Origin of the sequence: Frigoribacterium sp. PhB24, assembly GCF_003755185.1 — a bacterium.
Lineage (GTDB): Bacteria > Actinomycetota > Actinomycetes > Actinomycetales > Microbacteriaceae > Frigoribacterium.
This window is the reverse complement of the sequence record NZ_RKIC01000009.1, coordinates 505,138-519,722: the sequence shown is the minus strand read 5'-3', so window position 1 is coordinate 519,722 and position 14,585 is coordinate 505,138. Positions and strand designations below refer to the sequence as shown.

The window sequence follows — 14,585 nt, the reverse complement described above, 5'->3', positions numbered from 1 at the left end:
GACGAGGAGGCGCGGTGCCGGTCTCGACCACGTCCCGTACCCCGGGGCATGAACCGCGCCTCCTCGGCGTTGCCCTCCGTCAGACCCAGGAGGACCGATGACCGACAGCATCCCCGAGACCGACGGCGCGCCCGAGAACGACGGCACGCCCGAGACCGATCTCGCGCAGGCCGAGCTCGACCGTTTCCAAGCGCTGCGCCGCGCCCGCGCCGTGTCGTCGCAGGGCCCTCTCGCCCTGATCGGCACCCAGTGGGTCGACCTCGAGCAGACGGTGTGGGGCGCTCCCGGCCGCTGGGCCCCGACGCCGCGGGGGGTGTCGGGCCTGATGCTGACGGCGACCGCCGCGGACGGCATCCGCGTCGACGGCGACCTGGTCGACGGCACCGTGGTCGTGGCGGGTGACGACGCCCTGGCGCCGAGCGGCATCCGGTTCTCGGACACGACGACCGGCACGGTGATCGCGAACGACGACCACTCGAGCTACGCGCTCCGTGTCTGGGACTCCGCGTCGGACGCGGTCACGGGGTTCGGCTCGATCGATGCCTTCCCGTTCGACCCCGCCTGGGTCGTCACGGCCGACTTCGTGCCGACCTCGCCCGACGCGACGATCGACATCCGCCACCAGAAGGATCTCGAGCTCAGCCGCCCGAAGCCGCTGTCCGGGCTGATCCGGTTCACGCGCGACGGGATCGACCACGAGCTCGCGGCGTTCCCGGCGGGGGACGGCGACCGACTGCAGCTCGTCTTCGGCGACGCGACCAACGGCGACAGCACCTACTCGGTCGGACGGTTCCTCTTCCCGACACCGAACGGCGACGGCACGATCACGCTCGACTTCAATCGTGCCGTCCTGCCGCCGTGCGCGTTCTCGTACGCGTTCAACTGCCCGATCCCGCCCGCTCGGAACCGCTTCGCCGTGGCGATCGAGGCGGGCGAGAAGAACGTGCTCGACTCCGCGGGCCGGCCGCTGCACTAGGTCGGGGTCGGCGGGGTCGGTCGGTGGTGGGATGATCGACCCGTGTTCTTCCTGCTGCGTCGACTGCCCGACGGCGACGTCGAGCTGACGCGGTACGGGCGCGGTGGGGCCGGCCGGCTCGAGGCGACGGGCGTCGAGACGATCGCCGCCGCCGGGCTGCCGACTCGCGTGGCCGAGCTCGAGGGCGAGGCCTCGCCCCGCTGGGTCTGGGACGACACCCCTCGGTGGTACCCGCGCCTCCTCGACGCCGGGGTCACGGTCGCACGCTGTGTCGACCTCCGGCTCGTGCACGCGATCCTGCGTCGCTCGACGGCCGCGCCCGGCTTTCCGCGCGGTGGCTCGGCGCCTGGCCCGTGGGACGTCGGCCAGGCCGTGCCCGGCGAGTCGGACGGCCTGTTCGAGGTCGTGCCCGAATCGCTGCCCGACCCGGCGGGCGAGTTCCACGCCCAGCGCGAGGCGGTCGAGTCCTCGCCGACCCGGGGACGACTCGAACTGCTGGTCACCGCCGAGTCCACCGGCGCCCTGATCGCGGCCGAGATGCGACACCGGGGCATCCCGTGGTCCGCCCGGGTGCACGACGAGCTGCTGACCTCGGCGCTCGGGCCGCGGCCCACCCCGGGTGAGCGCCCGGCCCGCATGCGCGCGGCCCTCGACGAGGTGCGACGGGCCCTCGACGCCCCCGACCTCAACCCCGATTCGCCGGCAGAACTGATCAAGGCCTTGAACCGCTCGGGCGTGCTCGTGCAGTCGACGCGTCAGTGGGAGCTCCAGCGGCACGACCACCCCTCGATCGGCCCCCTGCTCGCCTACAAGAAGATGCAACGGCTGCTCGTGGCCAACGGGTGGACGTGGCTCGACGCGTGGGTGTGTGGCGGCCGCTTCCGACCCGACTACGTACCGGGTGGTGTCGTGACCGGTCGCTGGGCCACCAGCGGAGGAGGCGCGCTGCAGCTCCCGAGGGCGGTGCGCGGCGCCGTCGTGGCCGACCCGGGCTGGAAACTCGTGGTCGCCGACGCCTCGCAACTCGAGCCGCGCATCCTGACCGGGCTGTCCGGTGACCGGGCGATGGCGCGGGCGGGGTCGGGTGACCTCTACGAGGGCATCGTCGCGAGCGGGGCCGTCGCGACCCGCGCCGAGGCCAAGGTCGCCATGCTCGGCGCGATGTACGGGGCAACCCAGGGGGACAGCGGACGGCTCGTCCCGCGGCTCGCCCGGCGTTTTCCCGACGCCATGGCGCTCGTCGAGACGGCGGCCCGCACGGGCGAGGTCGGCGGAGTCGTCGACACGTTGCTCGGGCGCAGCTCGCCCCGACCGTCCGATGATCCCGGCGCGGACGACGCCGGCGTGGGCGACGCCGGGGCGGGTGCCCTGCCGCCCGAGATGGGCGTCCGACCTGCCGATCGCGATGCCCGCGCCTGGGGTCGCTTCACGCGCAACTTCGTGGTGCAGGGCACGGCCGCCGAGTGGGCACTCTGCTGGATGGGCGCCTTGCGACGCCGTCTCCAGGCCCGGTGGGGGACCGACGCCCGGGCACCCCACTTCGTCTTCTTCTTGCACGACGAGGTGGTCGTGCATGCGCCCGCCGACGTCGCCGACGAGGTCGCCGTGCTGGTCGCCGCGAGCGCGGTCGAAGCCGGCCGCCTGCTCTTCGGCGACTCGCCAGTGGCCTTCCCGGTGACCGTCGCCGTCGTCGACGACTACTCGCAGGCCAAGTGACCGGGCGGGCCGAGGCGTACCGGCCGCGATTGGCAGGTGTTACACAGTTGTGATTTCTCAGGCGGGTCGGTCATAATTCACAGAACGGGCCTCGGCCCGCGTCTCACCGGGCTCCGGCTCGAACAATCGAAGAACGCACACGAATCACGTCTGACAGGTCGATGGGGAAGTCGCACCTGAACCAGATGGAGGAATCGTGGCTGCTGCAACCGCTCGGGGAGTGCTCTACGTGCACTCGTCCCCTCGTGCACTGTGCCCACACGTCGAGTGGGCCGTCGGTCGTGCCCTCGGGCACGGCGTGAACTTCGCCTGGGTCGATCAGCCCGTGCTGCCCGGTGCCCAGCGCACCGAGTTCTCGTGGCAGGGTGACGAGGGCTCCGGTGCCCGCATCGCCTCGGCCCTGCGGGGCTGGGAGCACTTGCGGTACGAGGTGACCGAAGACCCTGGTGAGACCCACGACGGCGGTCGCTGGATGCACTCGCCCGATCTCGGTGTCTTCTTCGCCCAGACCGACACGGCCGGCAACACCGTCATCCCCGAGGACCGCATCCGCTACGCCATGGAGATCGCCGGCTCGAACACCCTCGAGCTCCACCGCGAGCTGCGCCTGGCCCTCGGCCAGGCCTGGGACGACGAGCTCGAGCCGTTCCGGTACAGCGGCGAGGGCAACCCCGTCGTCTGGCTGCACAAGGTCGGTTGACCCCCTGCAGCCCGGGCGACGCGCATCTCGGGCGCACCCGCTGACGACGCAGGAGGCGCGGGTGGCGTGATCACGCCACCCGCGCCTCCTGCGCTGCTCGCTCCGGTCAGACCGAGCGGAAGCCGATGACGGCGTTGTGGCCGCCGAAGCCGAACGAGTTGCTGATCGCGACGATCTCGCCCGCGGGCAGCGGACGGGGTTCGCCGACGACGACGTCCATGTCGATCTCGTCGTCCATCTGCGTGACGTTGATGGTCTGCGGAGCGACACGTTCGTGCAGCGCCTTGACCGTGAACAGCGCCTCGATGCCGCCGGCACCGCCGAGCAGGTGGCCCGTGGCCGCCTTGGTCGCCGAGACGATCAGCTTCGAGGTGTGGTCGCCGAAGACGCGCTTGATGGCGTGGTACTCGGCGATGTCGCCGACCGGGGTGCTCGTCGCGTGCGCGTTGACGTGGACGACCTGGTCACGCTCGACGCCGGCGTTCTCGAGCGTCGCGATGACGGCCCGGGCGGCCCCGGTGCCCTCGGGGTCGGGGGCGGTGATGTGGTACGAGTCGCTCGTGACCGCACCGCCGATCAGTTCGGCGTAGATGCGGGCCCCACGGGCCAGGGCGTGCTCCTCGGTCTCGAGGACGAGGGCGGCACCACCCTCGGCGAGGACGAAGCCGTCCCGCGTGACGTCGTAGGGACGCGAGGCGGTGGCCGGGTCGTCGTTGCGCTTCGAGAGGGCCTGCATGGCGGCGAAGGAGGCCATGGGCATCGGGTGGATCGCCGCCTCGGATCCGCCGGCGACGGCGATGTCGGCGAGGCCCGACTGGAGGTGCTCATAGGCCATGGCGATCGACTCGGTGCTGGAGGCGCAGGCCGAGACGACCGTGCGGGCGCCGGCACGAGCCCCGAGGCTCATCGAGATGGCCGCGGCGGGGCCGTTCGGCATGAGCATGGGCACGGTCATCGGCAGCACGCGGCGCGGGCCCTTCTCCCGCAGGGTGTCCCAACCGTCGAGCAGGGTCCACACACCACCGATGCCGGTGGCCCAGTCGACGATGAAGCGCTCGGGGACGACCTCGGGCGAGCCGGCGTCGGCCCAGGCCTCGCGGGCTGCGGTGAGCGCGAACTGGCTCGACGGGTCGAGGCGCTTGACCTCGCGGCGGTCGAGCACGTCGGCCGAGGGGGTGCGTGCCTGGCCGGCGAAGGTGACGGGCAGCTCGTACTTGGCGACCCAGTCCTGCTCGAGCGTGGTGATGCCCGACTGGCCGTCGAGCAGGTTCTGCCAGCTCTCGGTGGCGGTGCCACCGAGCGGGCTCGTGGCGCCGAGTCCGGTGACGACGATCTTCTTGGTCATTGACGTTCCTTCTGGGAGGGCCGGTCGGGGTGCTGTGCCGATGTGCGACGACGCCGTGACCCGGGCTGCAGCGGAAGCTGGTGGCGTGGGATCGACGGCGTCGAGGGCACAGCGGCGGGGCCCGGTCGCCGAGAGGGGCGACCGGGCAGCCGACGTCTTAGTTCTGCGCCTTGTGGATGTACGTGACGGCGTCGCCGACGGTCTTGAGGTTCTTGACCTCTTCGTCGGGGATCTTGACGTCGAACTTCTCTTCGGCGTTGACGACGATGGTCATCATGGAGATCGAGTCGATGTCGAGGTCGTCGGTGAACGACTTGTCCATCTCGACGGTGTCGGTGGCGATCCCGGTCTCGTCGTTGACGAGCTCGGCGAGGCCGGCGAGGACTTCTTCGGTGGACAGTGCCATGGTGTTGTCTCCTTGAGGGGGGTGTCGTTGTGACCGGGGTAAAGCCTATACAGCCGCCCCCGGTCGGGCGGGCAGCGGCGCGCTAGGGCAGCACGACCACCTGGGCGCCGAACACGAGTCCGGCACCGAAACCGATCTGCAGCGCGAGGCCGCCACTCAGCTCCGGGTGTTCGTCGAGCAGTCGGTGGGTCGCGAGCGGGATGCTCGCGGCCGAGGTGTTGCCGGTGGTCGCGATGTCGCGACCGATCACGACGGACTCGGGCAGGCCGAGCTGCTTGGCGAACTCGTCGATGATGCGCATGTTGGCCTGGTGCGGCACGAAGGCGGAGAGCTGGTCGGCGGTGACGCCCGCGCGCTCCAGGGCCTCTTTGGCGACCTTCGCCATCTCCCAGACCGCCCAGCGGAAGACCGTCTGACCTTCTTGGCGCAGGGTCGGCCAGGGGACCTCGCCCGCACCCTCGCGGTACTCGGTCATGGTGTTGGTCATGCCGATGGCGTCCCACTTCGAGCCGTCCGAGCCCCAGACGGTCGGGCCGATGCCGGCGCTGTCGGACGGGCCGACGACGGCGGCGCCGGCCCCGTCGGCGAGCAGGAACGAGATCGTGCGGTCGGTCGGGTCGATGACGTCGCTGAGCTTCTCGGCGCCGACGACCAGGACGTACTCGGCGAGGCCCGACTTGACGAACGAGTCGGCCTGCGCGATGCCGTAGGTGAACCCGGCGCAGGCGGCCGAGATGTCGTACGCGGCGGCAGGGTTCGCCCCGACGCGCTCGGCGAGGAGCGACGCGACCGAGGGGGTCACGACGCCTGCGCCGATGGTCGACACGAGGACGGCGCCGATCTGGTCGGGGCGGATGCCCGACTTCGCGATGGCCTCGGTGGCGGCGGTCTCGGCGAGGTCGACGACCTTGACGTCCTTGCCGGCACGGCGACGGGTGATCACACCCGTGCGCTGCTGGATCCACTCGTCGCTCGAGTTGATGGGCTCGACGATGTCGGCGTTGGGCACGACGTTCTCGCCGCGGGCGGCGCCGAGCGCGTAGATGCGGGTGAACCGGGCACCGGTGGTCTGGTTGAGCTGGGGGGTGGTCATGCTGCTCCCTCGATGAGGTCGACGGCGGCCTGCAGGTCGTCGGGTGTCTTGACGGCGACCGAGGGGACGCCCCTCAGTGCGCGCTTGGCGAGGCCGGTGAGGGCTCCGGCCGGGGCGAGTTCGACGATGCCCGTCACGCCGGCGTCGGCGAAGGACCGCATGGTCGCATCCCATCGGACGGGCGAGGACACCTGGCCGACCAGCAGGTCGACGAACCGGGCACCCGAGTCGACGGTGGTGCCGTCGTGGTTGGTCCAGAGGGTGAGTGACGGGTCCGAGGCCGGGACACCGTCGGCAGCAGCGCGCAGGCGCTCGACGGCCGGCTGCATGAACCGGGTGTGGAAGGCGCCGGCGACCTGCAGGGGTACGACGCGGCTCTTGGCCGGCGGGTCGGCCGCGAGCTCGGCGAGGGCGGCGGTCTCACCCGCGACCACGATCTGGCCACCACCGTTGTAGTTTGCGGGGGAGAGACCGAGCGCGTCGAGGCGGGCGAGCAGTTCGGTCTCGTCGCCGCCGAGGACGGCGCTCATCCCGGTCTCGACGAGGGCCGCCGCGTCGGCCATGGCTCGGCCACGCTCGGCGACGAGAGTCAGGGCGTCGACGTCGGTCAGGACGCCGCTGACGGCCGCGGCGGTGAACTCACCGACGGAGTGGCCCGCGACGCCGGCGACGGCTGACGGGTCGACGCGGGCGAAGAGGGCGCGCGCCGTGAGGATGCCGGCGGCGACGATGAGGGGCTGGGCCACGGCGGTGTCTCGGATCGTGTCCGCGTCCGACGTGGTGCCGTGGGCGACGAGGTCGGTGCGGGCCGCGTCCCCGAGCGACGCCAACAGGGCGCGCTGCTCCGGGTCGGCGAGCCAGGGTTCGAGGAAACCAGGAGTTTGGGAGCCCTGACCGGGCGCTACGACAACGATCACTGGTCCATCATGCCAACGAGTCGGGGGTCTGCGGTGTAGCAACTCGACCAAAGATGTGCGCCGACGTTGTCGAACCACACAGCGGGAGCGGGGGGCAGGTCGACTGTCACTTGCGTCGGGTGGTCGACCCGTCGGGGTCGGCGATCGATCCGAGCACGAGCGCTGACTGCAGGATGAGCGCCTCGCGGGCTCCGGTCGCGTCCCAGCCGATCACGTCGGTGACACGCTTGAGGCGGTAGCGCACGGTGTTCGGGTGCACGAAGAGCTCCCGAGCCGTGGCCTCGAGCGAGCGACCGTTGTCGAGGTAGCACCAGAGGGTGGTCAAGAGCTCGGTGGAGTGGGTCTTGAGCGGTTTGTAGATGCGGTTGACGAGTGTCGACCGGGCCACGGGATCTCCGGCGAGAGCCCGTTCCGGCAGGAGGTCGTCGGCCAGCACGGGGCGTGGGGCGTTGCGCCAGGCCCGGGCGACGGCGAAGCCGGCGAGGGCCGCCTTGGCGCTCTTCGAGGCGTCGACGAGGCTCGGCACCTCGTGGCCGAGCACGAGGTGCCCCTCGCCGAATCCGGGTTCGAGGGCGCGGGCGATGTCGGTGAAACTGGGATGCGTCGAGGAGGCGCTGCTCTCGTCGAGCGGGTCGGCCCGGCCGATGACGAGCACCAGACGACTGCCCTGGACGCCGATCAGCACGTCTGCCTCGCGGTGCCGCGCCGTGCGGCGGAGCATGTCGACGTCGAGCATGCGAGGAGCCGTGCCGACGAGGACGGCGACCTCGCCGTGACCGTGCCAGCCGAGGGCGGCGATGCGGCTGGGCAGCTCGTCGTCGTATTCGCCGCTCAGGATCGAGTCGACGACCAGTGCCTCGAGCCGGGCGTCCCAGAGACCGCGGGCTTCGGCGGCTCGGGCGTACACGTCGGCCGAGGCGAACGCGATCTCGCGCGAGTAGAGCAGGATCGCCTCACGCAGCGAGTCGTCGCCGTCCTTGACGCGTTCTTCGACGACCTCGACGGTGATGCGGATGAGCTGCAGCGTCTGGGTCAGGCTCACCGAGCGGAGCAGTTCACGGGGAGCCGAACCGAACACGTCGGCCGCGATCCACGGAGTGGAACGGGGGTCGGCGAACCAGCTGATGAACGAGGTGATGCCGGCCTGGGCGACGAGCCCGACCGCCGAGCGGCGCCCCGGGGGCATGTCTCCGTACCACGGCAGCGTCTCTTCGAGGCGCTTGATGGTCGCGGTGGACAACTCACCCGAGACCGTCCGCAGCCACGCGAGCGTGCGCTCTTTGGTGGCTGCGGACGGCTGCAGGGGTGACGTGGGCACCCGCTCGGCGCTCACGGGGTCGTCAGACCTCCCCGCCGGCGGTGCCGCTGGTGCCGGCGGTGACGTCGTGCAGTCGGTACCGGTCGATGGCCTGCTGGACGACGCTCGGGTCGACCTCGCCACGGCGGGCCAGGGCCTGCAGGGTACGGACGACGACCGAGGGGCCGTCGATCTTGAAGAACCGGCGAGCGGCGGCACGGGTGTCGCTGAAGCCGAAGCCGTCGGCACCGAGTGTCAGGTAGTCACCGGGCACGTATTCGCGGATCTGATCGGGCACGGCCGCCATGAAGTCGCTGGTGGCGATGAACGGACCCTCGGCACCCTGGAGCTTCTCGGTGACGTACGGCGTCTTCGGCTCGTCGTTCGGATTCAGGAAGTTGTGCTCTTCGGCGGCGAGGCCGTCGCGTCGCAGTTCGTTCCAGCTGGTGACGCTCCAGACGTCGGCCGCGACGTTCCAGTCGTCGGCGAGCAACTGCTGGGCCTCGAGGGCCCACGGCACACCGACGCCCGAGGCGAGCAACTGGGCGCGGGGGCCGAGGTTCTCGGCTTCTTTAAGCTTGTAGATGCCGCGGACGACACCGTCGACGTCGAGCCCCTCGGGCTCGACGGGCTGGGCCATCGGCTCGTTGTAGACGGTGATGTAATACATGACGTTCGGGTCTGGGTGCGACGCGTTGCCGTGTTCGTCCGTGCCGTACATGCGGTCCATGCCCGACTTGACGATGTGCCCGAGCTCGTAACCGTACGCGGGGTCGTACGAGACGACCGCGGGGTTCGTGGAGGCGAGCAGCAACGAGTGGCCGTCGGCGTGCTGCAGGCCTTCACCGGTGAGCGTCGTGCGACCGGCGGTGGCCCCGATGATGAATCCGCGAGCCATCTGGTCTCCCGCGGCCCACATCGCGTCACCGGTGCGCTGGAACCCGAACATCGAGTAGAAGACGTAGACCGGGATGAGCGGCTCGCCCTGAGTCGAATACGAGGTGCCGACGGCGGTGAAGGCCGCGAACGCACCGGCCTCGTTGATGCCGACGTGGATGATCTGACCCTGCGGGCTCTCTTTGTAGGCGAGCAGCAGTTCGCGGTCGACCGACGTGTAGTGCTGGCCGTTGGGGTTGTAGATCTTGGACGTCGGGAAGTAGGCGTCCATGCCGAAGGTCCGGGCCTCGTCGGGGATGATCGGCACGATGCGGTGCCCGAAGTCGGGCGAGCGCAGCAGGTCTTTCAGTAGGCGCGCGAAGGCCATCGTCGTGGCGACCTCCTGTTTGCCCGATCCCTTCTTGACGACGTCGTAGGTCTTCGCCTCGGGCACGGCGATCTGCGTGTACTTGGTGCGACGTTCGGGGACGTAGCCGCCGAGCGCGCGACGACGCTCTTGCATGTACTGGATCGCGTCGTCGTCCTGGCCGGGGTGGTAATACGGCGGCAGGTACGGGTTCTCGTCGAGCTGGGCGTCGCTGATCGGGATGCGGAGCTCGTCACGGAACTGCTTGAGATTGTCGAGCGTGAGCTTCTTCATCTGGTGGGTCGCGTTGCGGCCCTCGAACGACGGGCCGAGGCCATAGCCCTTGACCGTCTTCGCCAGGATGACCGTGGGCTGGCCTTTGTGCTCGGTCGCGGCCTTGAACGCGGCGTAGACCTTGCGGTAGTCGTGGCCACCGCGTTTGAGGTTCCAGATGTCGTCGTCCGAGTAGTCCGCGACGAGTTCGAGGGCGCGGGGGTCGCGGCCGAAGAAGTTGTCGCGGACGTAGCCGCCGCTCTCGGCCTTGTAGGTCTGGAAGTCGCCGTCGGGCGTGGTGTTCATCAGGTTGAGCAGCGCACCGCTCGAGTCGTTGGCGAGCAGGCTGTCCCACTCGCGACCCCAGACGACCTTGATGACGTTCCAGCCGGCGCCGCGGAAGAACGACTCGAGTTCTTGGATGATCTTGCCGTTGCCGCGGACGGGGCCGTCGAGGCGCTGGAGGTTGCAGTTGACGATGAAGTTGAGGTTGTCGAGGCCTTCGTTGGCCGCCACCTGCAGCTGACCGCGGCTCTCGACCTCGTCCATCTCGCCGTCGCCGAGGAACGCCCAGACCTGCTGGTCGCTGGCGTCCTTGATGCCCCGGTTGGTAAGGTACTTCGCGACCTGTGCCTGGTAGATGGCGTTGATCGGCCCGAGACCCATCGACACGGTCGGGAACTGCCAGAACTCGGGCATGAGGCGAGGGTGCGGGTACGAGCTGAGCCCGCCCGACGCGTGGGACTTCTCTTGACGGAAGCCGTCGAGTTGGTCGGTGCCGAGACGCCCCTCGAGATAGGCGCGGGCGTACATGCCGGGGGAGGCGTGGCCCTGGAAGAACACCTGGTCACCACCGCCGGAGTGGTCCTGACCGCGGAAGAAGTGGTTGTTGCCGACCTCGTAGAGTGCGGCCGACGACGCGTAGGTCGAGATGTGCCCGCCCACCGAGATGCCGGGACGCTGGGCGCGGTGCACCGTGATCGCGGCGTTCCAGCGGACCCACTTGCGGTAGCGACGTTCGAGTTCTTCGTCGCCCGGGAACTCGGGCTCGTCCTCGGGGGCGATGGTGTTGACGTAATCCGTCTTGGGGACCATCGGCACGCCCAGGTGCAGCTCACTCGACCGGGTGAGCAGGCTCTTCATGATCTCGCGGGCACGTTCGTGACCCTGCGCCTTCACGAGAGCGTCGAGCGACTCGCGCCACTCCGCGGTCTCTTCGGGATCGCGATCGGCCTTGTCGACCGTGTACGGGTCCTGATCGTTAACCGTCACCCTTGACCTCAATCATCTGTGTGGAGCGGCCTCCTCTTGGAAGGCCACCGCGTGGAGTGGACAAACAGATGTCAGGCCCGTCGTGCCCGGGTTCCGAGACGTACTCCGCCTGACCCGACCACTCTAGTTGCCCCGGCCGACGCAGGCTCGGCACGCGCTGGGAACGCTCGGCGACGCCGCCGCTTGAAATCCGACGCGTGAGGCGTAGGATCGGCGATCGTGTCAGTCGCCGACCGCCCGGGTCGACGCGAAAGGAACGCACCCATGGCTCTGGAGAACGCCATCCAGGCTCCCGACTTCGACCTGCCGAACCAGTTCGGCGAGCGAGTGCGGTTGAGCGACTTCCGGGGCGTCAAGCCCGTGGCCCTGGTGTTCTTCCCCCTGGCGTTCAGCAGCACCTGCACGAAAGAGCTCTGCACGCTGCGCGACAACCTCGCGATGTTCCAGGACCACCGCGTCGAGCTGCTGGTCGTCTCGGTCGACTCGAAGGCGACGTTGCGCGCGTTCGCCGAGGAGAAGGGCTACGACTTCACCCTGCTGGCCGACTTCTGGCCCCACGGCGAGGTCTCGAAGGAGTACGGAGTCTTCCTCGAGAACAAAGGCTTCGCGACGCGCACCACGTTCCTGATCGACGTCGACGGCGTCATTCGCGAGCACTTCGGCACCGAGCCCGGTCAGGAGCGTTCGCTCGCCGACTACCGGGCCGCCCTCGACCTGCTCGTCCCCGTCACGGTCTGACGACCGGGGCAACCCTCGGGAGGCGCGGGTCGGCTCGCGCACCCGCTAGCCTGGAGTCGCTCGCCCGGCTCGCACCGGCGCGAGGGCCTTTAGCTCAGTTGGTAGAGCGCCACGTTTACACCGTGGATGTCATCGGTTCGAGCCCGGTAGGGCCCACGACGTGCCCGACGGCCGGTCGCGCGCCGGGTCAGGTCGGCTGGACGAGCCGCGGGCCGTGTCCCGGAGAGACCGAACTCTGCAAGACCAGGGCTGCTGCTCCGATCGCGGCGGAGTCTCTCGGGTTCGTGGCCAACTCGACGCGGACGTCATGGGATTGCCGGGCGAAGGCGCTCTCCATGAGACGTTCTCGGACGGCTCGGGCGTACACGGAACCCGCGACCGCGATGCTCGGACCGGCGAGCACGAGCCGGTCGACGTCGAGCACGTTGACGAACGACACGACGGCGGCGGCGAGATAGCGCGCGGACGTGGCGATCAAGCTCTCGGCGACAGGGTGCCCGCCCACGGCAGCGCGAGCCAGACGGTCGAAGTCCTGGGCCACGGTGTGCTCCTCGAAGGCGAGTCCGAGGCCGGTCAGGCGCCCTGACTTCTCGCGTGCCCGGAGCAGGACGGCGGCAGGCGCCGCATAGCGTTCCACGCATCCTCGGTTGCCACAGAAACAGGGCTCGCCGTCGAGGTCGACGGACATGTGCCCGAGCTCGCCGGCGTTCGAGCTCGCACCGCGGTAGAGGGCCCCGTCGATGATGATGCCCGCACCCAGGCCCGTGCCCATGTAGATGCCGGCGAAGGTCTCGGTCCGGGGGACACGACGCGTCCAGAACTCGCCCACGGCTGCGGCTGCGGCGTCGTTGTCGATGAGGACGGGCACGTCGAGGCGTTCCGACAGCCGGTCACGGAGCGAGAAACCCTCCCACCTCCGGAGCGTCGGGGAGCGGAGGATGGCACCGTGGTCGGCCGAGAGCGGGCCGGGTGCGACCACGGCGACACCCGCGATCGACGCTCGCGAGATACCGGCTGCGTCGACGAAGGCGTCGAACTGTGCCACGAGGCGATCGGTCACGTCGTCCGGCGAGTCGAGCGACGCGCCGTCGACGAGCTGCCGGGCGACGATCCCCCCTCCCGCACCCGTCGCCACGAAGGTCATCGACTCGAAACCGAGCTGGACACCCACCGCGTAGAGGGCGCCCGGATTGATCTCGACGAGGGTGCGCGGCTTGCCGCCGCCGGAGGCGACGCGTCCGCCCTCGCGGACGATGCCCTCGGCGAGCAGCTTGCGGACGATGTTCGAGATGCTCGGCTGGGTGAGGCCGGTCGTCGCGGTCAGCTCCACCCTGCTGATCGGGCCGGACGAGCGGATGACGTCGACGACGAGTGCGCGACTGCCCGGCCCGGACGCGGAGGATTCGGGTCTGGCCACGTCGTCCTCCCCACCTCGGGCGTGCCCTGGTCTCGTTCCGGCCCGCGTCGATGACACGATAGCGGTCACGAGACAGCGCACGGCACCGTGATCCGGGCCGAGGAGGACGAGGCGATGCGAGACGCGACCCTGACCGAGAGCGACCGTTCGTCGCGCCTCCCGCGGCCCATCGGCCTGACGCTGGTGCGTCCCAGCGAGATCTACGGGGCCGAGCCGTACTTCCACGAGCTCACCGCGGGCCTCGACCGTGTCGTGCGACCGCGGGGGCACGCGGTCCTGCTGCGGGTCCTTCCCGATCGGGACGCCGAACTCGAGTTGTGCCGACGGTGGTCGGCCGAGGGCGTCGTGGACGCCGTGGTCCTCGTCGACCTCAGCGTGGACGACCCCCGGGTGTCCCTGGTCTCCGAGCTGGGATTGCCCGCGATCTCGGTGTCGTCGCCGACGATCTCGAACGGGCTCCCCGCCGTCTGGACGAACGACGACGTCGCCGTCCAGGAGGCGGTGGAGGCGTTGGCGTCGCTGGGTCACGTCCGCCTCGCCCACGTCAGCGGACCGCTGCGCCTCGCCCACTCAGTCGCTCGCCGGGACACCTTCGTGTCGGTCTGCGACGATCGCGGGCTGACCGCGGCGACGGTGACGGGCGACTACTCGTTCGAGTCGGGCGAGCGAGCCCTCGCGGCACTGCTCGACGGGCCGGTCGACTCTGACGACCAGGCCGTCGAGGGCGCCCCGGCTGGTCCGACCGCGGTGGTCTTCGACAACGATCTGATGGCGCTGGGCGGGCTCGCCGAGGCTCGACGCCTCGGTCTGAACGTGCCCGGTGACCTCTCGATCGTCGCGTGGGACGACTCGGCCCAGTGCCAGCTCTCCGAGCCGGCGCTCTCCGCCCTCAGCCACGACGTCCAGCGCATCGGCGAGATGGTGGGCGAGACGGTGTTGGCCGTGCTCGACGGTGAGAGGCCGCCCACCCTCGAGGCACCGCCCATCGTCTTCGTGCCCCGAGCGACGACCGGCCCGCCCGTCCACTGACGTCTCGAGGACGAGCGTCTTGTCGTTCCCTTCGTCGATCTTTGTCAGTCGGCAGTGCATAAATTAATAATCAAAGTCTTGACACGACTTGGTGTGGCGGGCGAAGCTGAGGCACCTGACCAGCTCGCACCCGCCGAGACCGGTCGGACGGAACGGCCGAGGC

General features: G+C 70.0%; 12 protein-coding genes and 1 tRNA gene. 6 read left to right on the top strand and 7 right to left on the bottom strand.

Annotation, left to right across the window (positions count from 1 at the left end):
- Positions 1-97 precede the first annotated feature (97 nt).
- The 3 genes from EDF50_RS02965 to EDF50_RS02955 all read left to right on the top strand — a co-directional run bounded on the left by EDF50_RS02965 (position 98) and on the right by EDF50_RS02955 (position 3,392).
- On the top strand, positions 98-976 hold the full coding sequence (locus tag EDF50_RS02965) for a DUF1684 domain-containing protein (protein ID WP_123517972.1): 879 nt from the start codon (positions 98-100) through the stop codon (positions 974-976).
- A gap of 42 nt (positions 977-1,018) precedes the next feature.
- Positions 1,019-2,692: a bifunctional 3'-5' exonuclease/DNA polymerase gene (locus tag EDF50_RS02960; protein WP_123517971.1), complete on the top strand. Its 1,674-nt coding sequence runs from the start codon at positions 1,019-1,021 to the stop codon at positions 2,690-2,692.
- Between the two features lie 196 nt (positions 2,693-2,888).
- Positions 2,889-3,392: a DUF3145 domain-containing protein gene (locus tag EDF50_RS02955; RefSeq protein WP_199738553.1), complete on the top strand. Its 504-nt coding sequence runs from the start codon at positions 2,889-2,891 to the stop codon at positions 3,390-3,392.
- Positions 3,393-3,498: 106 nt separating this feature from the next.
- On the opposite strand, the gene EDF50_RS02950 is transcribed toward EDF50_RS02955, so the two are convergent.
- The 6 genes from EDF50_RS02950 to aceE form a co-directional block, all read right to left on the bottom strand.
- On the bottom strand, positions 3,499-4,737 hold the full coding sequence (locus EDF50_RS02950; RefSeq protein WP_123517968.1) for a beta-ketoacyl synthase: 1,239 nt from the start codon (positions 4,735-4,737) through the stop codon (positions 3,499-3,501).
- Positions 4,738-4,894: 157 nt separating this feature from the next.
- Positions 4,895-5,143 (bottom strand): acyl carrier protein, encoded by a 249-nt coding sequence (locus EDF50_RS02945; RefSeq protein ID WP_043592609.1) that lies wholly within the window; start codon positions 5,141-5,143, stop codon positions 4,895-4,897.
- Between the two features lie 82 nt (positions 5,144-5,225).
- On the bottom strand, positions 5,226-6,236 hold the full coding sequence (locus EDF50_RS02940) for a beta-ketoacyl-ACP synthase III (protein ID WP_123517966.1): 1,011 nt from the start codon (positions 6,234-6,236) through the stop codon (positions 5,226-5,228).
- Positions 6,233-7,153, bottom strand: a complete 921-nt coding sequence (locus EDF50_RS02935) for an ACP S-malonyltransferase (protein ID WP_123517964.1) — start codon at positions 7,151-7,153, stop codon at positions 6,233-6,235. The genes EDF50_RS02940 and EDF50_RS02935 overlap by 4 nt, the downstream gene beginning before the upstream one ends.
- Positions 7,154-7,259: 106 nt before the next feature.
- Positions 7,260-8,471 carry a CdaR family transcriptional regulator gene (locus EDF50_RS02930; protein ID WP_123518415.1) on the bottom strand — a complete coding sequence of 404 codons (1,212 nt, stop codon included), beginning with the start codon at positions 8,469-8,471 and terminating at the stop codon, positions 7,260-7,262.
- 22 nt (positions 8,472-8,493) lie between these two features.
- Positions 8,494-11,238 (bottom strand): pyruvate dehydrogenase (acetyl-transferring), homodimeric type, encoded by a 2,745-nt coding sequence (gene aceE, locus EDF50_RS02925; protein WP_123517963.1) that lies wholly within the window; start codon positions 11,236-11,238, stop codon positions 8,494-8,496.
- Between the two features lie 264 nt (positions 11,239-11,502).
- Here aceE and EDF50_RS02920 point away from each other — a divergent pair, with 264 nt between their 5' ends.
- Both EDF50_RS02920 and EDF50_RS02915 read left to right on the top strand, forming a co-directional pair.
- On the top strand, positions 11,503-11,976 hold the full coding sequence (locus EDF50_RS02920; RefSeq protein WP_123517961.1) for a peroxiredoxin: 474 nt from the start codon (positions 11,503-11,505) through the stop codon (positions 11,974-11,976).
- 83 nt (positions 11,977-12,059) lie between these two features.
- A tRNA-Val gene (locus tag EDF50_RS02915) sits at positions 12,060-12,132 on the top strand.
- 31 nt (positions 12,133-12,163) lie between these two features.
- On the opposite strand, the gene EDF50_RS02910 is transcribed toward EDF50_RS02915, so the two are convergent.
- Positions 12,164-13,393: an ROK family protein gene (locus EDF50_RS02910; RefSeq protein ID WP_123517960.1), complete on the bottom strand. Its 1,230-nt coding sequence runs from the start codon at positions 13,391-13,393 to the stop codon at positions 12,164-12,166.
- Positions 13,394-13,507: 114 nt separating this feature from the next.
- Between EDF50_RS02910 and EDF50_RS02905 the strand changes: the two genes are divergently transcribed.
- On the top strand, positions 13,508-14,422 hold the full coding sequence (locus EDF50_RS02905) for a LacI family DNA-binding transcriptional regulator (RefSeq protein WP_148076742.1): 915 nt from the start codon (positions 13,508-13,510) through the stop codon (positions 14,420-14,422).
- The last annotated feature ends 163 nt before the right edge of the window (positions 14,423-14,585 follow it).

Coding starts and splice junctions, on each gene's coding strand:
- EDF50_RS02965 (WP_123517972.1), top strand. CDS start 98: ATGACCGACAGCATCCCCGAGACCGACGGCGCGCCCGAGAACGACGGC.
- EDF50_RS02950 (WP_123517968.1), bottom strand. CDS start 4,737: ATGACCAAGAAGATCGTCGTCACCGGACTCGGCGCCACGAGCCCGCTC.
- EDF50_RS02945 (WP_043592609.1), bottom strand. CDS start 5,143: ATGGCACTGTCCACCGAAGAAGTCCTCGCCGGCCTCGCCGAGCTCGTC.
- EDF50_RS02940 (WP_123517966.1), bottom strand. CDS start 6,236: ATGACCACCCCCCAGCTCAACCAGACCACCGGTGCCCGGTTCACCCGC.
- EDF50_RS02920 (WP_123517961.1), top strand. CDS start 11,503: ATGGCTCTGGAGAACGCCATCCAGGCTCCCGACTTCGACCTGCCGAAC.
- EDF50_RS02905 (WP_148076742.1), top strand. CDS start 13,508: ATGCGAGACGCGACCCTGACCGAGAGCGACCGTTCGTCGCGCCTCCCG.